Genomic DNA, 3526 nt, shown 5'->3' with positions numbered 1-3526 from the left:
CTTCTTAAAAAAAACAAGCATCCGTACAGCTGACTGACACAACGTACCTGTGACATCACTCATTTTAGAATTTGGAGGGATTAGTATGGTAAAACGTAAAGCAATCATGATCGGTGCCGGCCTCGCAAATATGGCCGCTGCCGTTTACTTAATTCAGGAGGCCCACTGGAAAGGCGACCAGATAACCTTTTATTCAATCGATGACCACGGCTCAAACGACGGCTCGACCGCAACTGAAACCAAGGGCGAATACTGGAATACCGATTATCCAGTTGACAACCATACGGGCTTCGTTGCCCGTGGCGGCCGGATGCTGAACTACCGAACCTACGTTGATCTCATGGATCTGATGGGTCGGATTCCATCCGCTACCGAAAAGAACATGACGGCCGCAGAAGACACCCACGATTTTGACGCCCACCATCGCACCTATGATAAAGCGCGCCTGTTACAAGGCGGTGTCGGCATCGTCAATGGCGGCCACTTGGGACTGAATAATAAGGATCGTTCCCTGCTCACTAAATTGATCCTGATGCCTGACAAGGAAGAGACGCGACTGGACAACGTGACCATCGCAGACTATTTCAAGGATGATCCACACATGTTTCAAACAAATTTCTGGTACATGTGGGAAACGACCTTCGCCTTCCGTGTGCAAAGTTCAGCCCAAGAACTGCGCCGGTACATGCACCAAATGATTTATGAATTTACGCAAATTGAACACTTGGTTGGCGTTAACCGAACACGTTACAACCAGTATGAAAGCATGATGCTACCCCTGATCAACTACTTGAAGGAACAGGGCTGCAAGATTATTTTGAATCGTCGGGTAACGGACTTCACCTTCAAAGATACCGAATTACAAGATGAAATCACCGTCACTGGCCTGGAAATGGAAAACACCGAGACCAATGAATCGGAAACGGTTGCTGTGGATGATGACACAGCCGTCTTCTTCACAAACGGCTCGATCACTGATTCTGCAACGTTGGGCGACTTCAACACACCGGCTGCCGAAAACATGGACTACGGTGCTGCCGCTAGTCTGTGGAAGAAAGCAACTGAGCACTTCTACAACCTTGGTAATCCTGACAAATTCTTTGCCGACAGAAACGCCAGTGAGTGGTCCAGCTTCACGTTGACTACCAAGAACCATCTGCTGCTAAACGAAATCACGCGGATCACGACCCAAGTGCCTGGTAACGCGCTGAACTCATTCCTGTCAACGAAGCCGATCACGACACTTGGTCAAAAGGACGTGAACATGTCGATCGTGGTTCACCACCAACCCCATTTCACGACCCAAAAGCCAAACGAATCCGTTATTTGGGGCTACTTCCTCTATCCTCGCCGCAAGGGTGAGTTCGTGGAGAAACCCTATATTGAAATGACCGGGAAAGAAATGGCTGAGGAACTGATCGGCCAACTCTCTAAGGTCGATCCAGGACCAACAAACATCATGGACAAGAAAGACGAGATCATGGATAGCATCATCAACAACATCCCCGTCTACATGCCATATGCCTCAGCTCTGTTCAACAACCGGGCTAAGACTGACCGTCCCGAAGTCATTCCGGAACACTCAACGAACTTAGCCTTCACTGGCGAATTTGCTGAGCAGCCGTATCAAATGGTCTTCACGGAACAGTCTGCCGTTCGTTCGGGTGAGATCGCAGCATAACCACTTTACCGGGATCTCCATGGACAACCTGGTGAAAACACCGCGGTATGATAAGGATATGAAGACGTTAGCTAAGGCGACGAAGAAGCTGTTTTCTTAATTAATCACTGACAATAAAGACGAAAAACCTGCTTGGATCGTTTTTGATCCAAACAGGTTTTTTATTATTTTTAATTAACTGCCATTCGGCCCTCGTCGATCTGACCAGTATCGGGGTCGATTGCGTACCGCAATAGTACGGCAACATTCGGACCATAGCCATCAATATAAACTTCTCGATGACTATCCGTGCTGAGTGGTTTAAGGCCGCGTTCAGAGACTGCATCCGTCAGCGTTTGCACCGCCTGACTAGTGTTCGTTAAGGGAGTAGCACTAAAGCTTTGGATTTCGGTTCCTTCAGCTAGATTTTCAAACGCGACTTGTTCACCTAGCTCACCCAGATCAAGCTGTGTCAATGCTTGGCGAGCGTACTCTGGTTTCACAAACAAGGGCTGTTTGACCCATAGTTTGAACGTGTGCCGGTCCTCAATCGTGTCGCCACCCGACCACACGGCCTGGAGCTGGTATGGCCGATAGCTTCGGTATCGGTCGATCATAATACCGGCGTCCGGCCCCCGGCTGATTTTTTCAGCGACCGCCTTGACCACGTCCGCCCTTTTCTGAAACTCAGGATCACGCGTGCGGTCAGCTGCCTGCCCAGTAATTGTCAAATAACTTCGGGTCGTCAACGTCACAAAGCTTGGTGCTGTATCATGCGAATACTCAGCTGTTTCAACGATTTGCCAATCAAATTGAACCATGATGATCCCCTCCATTTTGATACAGGATTTAATGGTTGCATTATGCGCGCTTCGTGCCGAAACAGCTAGTGAAATGGCTTCAAAATGATGATGAAGGACGGCCGTTCGGATCATTTAGATATTTACCCGGATTTAGTAACCAATTCCGTTGCATTCCACTAACGTTGAACTTACCTTTTACCACTGGTTAAGCATCACAATACCATTAACCCAAGTTTGCAGAGAATTCGCCCTCAACTGCTAATAAGACCTTTGTCAGCAATGCTTCTCATAATGAGCTGCCACTTGTAACAATTGATTAACAGGTTTCATGCTACCTATAATGAAGACTTGCCATCAATTATGAGTATTACAAGTACCGTAGCGTAGTGGAACCATTCGGTATTGCAGACTGTGGTGTCAGCATTAGTTGGTGAGGGTTCTCTTCTCGCCTAGGAACAAGGGAGATGTGGAGATTCTTGAATTTCTAATATATCGCGGAATCGTTCTCGCAAACGCCCTACCAATGCCGACAACTACTTAACAAGTGCCAATCACGGATGTTTCACGTGAAACATTTCTAAAGTTCACGCGCCTTCGTTCGAAACAGCATGTCGACGATACCGCCATTAAACTGTTTCATCAACGCAAGATAGTCATCCGCCCTAACACTGCCGCTGCATGTCAGCAGTTCGTAGTCGTCACCCATTTCAGTCAGCATCAAATGCGTGGAACGGAAGCCGTTTTTATAGTAAAACTGCCGCCGTTTTTGCCGCTGATCAACATTTGGCGCGTCTGGGGTCACCGGCTCAATGTTCAGCATGATCTGCTGGTTGACGTAGCGGCGCTTAATGGCGGCTAAAATTTGCGACCCATACCCCTGACTGCGCACCTTTTCCGAAACGGCCAGGTACAGGACATAGGTCTGTTGTCGACGAGAAATCGTGTAGGATGCACCAACTAATTTGCCCTCATCCGTAAATGCCAGCAGCTCAACGTTGGGCCGCCTTAACCGCCACATGAGAAACGGCATCGGAATCTGCTCATAGAACGGAAAAGCCGTTTT

The 3526-nt window shown here is 48.2% G+C and carries 2 protein-coding genes and 1 pseudogene; 1 reads left to right on the top strand and 2 read right to left on the bottom strand.

The genetic code is table 11. The features are described 5' to 3' along the window. Window positions 1–85 precede the first annotated feature (85 nt). Window positions 86–1781 (top strand): annotated as a pseudogene (locus JCM11969_RS16225) (oleate hydratase). 70 nt (window positions 1782–1851) lie between these two features. Here the strand turns inward: JCM11969_RS16225 and JCM11969_RS16220 are convergent. Continuing rightward, window positions 1852–2481 (bottom strand): hypothetical protein, encoded by a 630-nt coding sequence (locus JCM11969_RS16220; protein WP_054712902.1) that lies wholly within the window; start codon window positions 2479–2481, stop codon window positions 1852–1854. Window positions 2482–3040: 559 nt separating this feature from the next. After that, the coding region (locus JCM11969_RS16215; protein ID WP_054712899.1) for a GNAT family N-acetyltransferase at window positions 3041–3526 on the bottom strand (486 nt) is incomplete at its 5' end.

Source organism: Secundilactobacillus paracollinoides DSM 15502 = JCM 11969 (genome assembly GCF_001311135.1).
Classification (GTDB): Bacteria; Bacillota; Bacilli; order Lactobacillales; family Lactobacillaceae; genus Secundilactobacillus; species Secundilactobacillus paracollinoides.
Note: the sequence above shows the minus strand (reverse complement) of the source record. Positions and strands in the feature narration are given on the sequence as shown.

Bases quoted from the DNA above. Each gene is read 5' to 3' on its own strand.
- JCM11969_RS16220 (WP_054712902.1), bottom strand. From the start codon at position 2,481: ATGGTTCAATTTGATTGGCAAATCGTTGAAACAGCTGAGTATTCGCAT.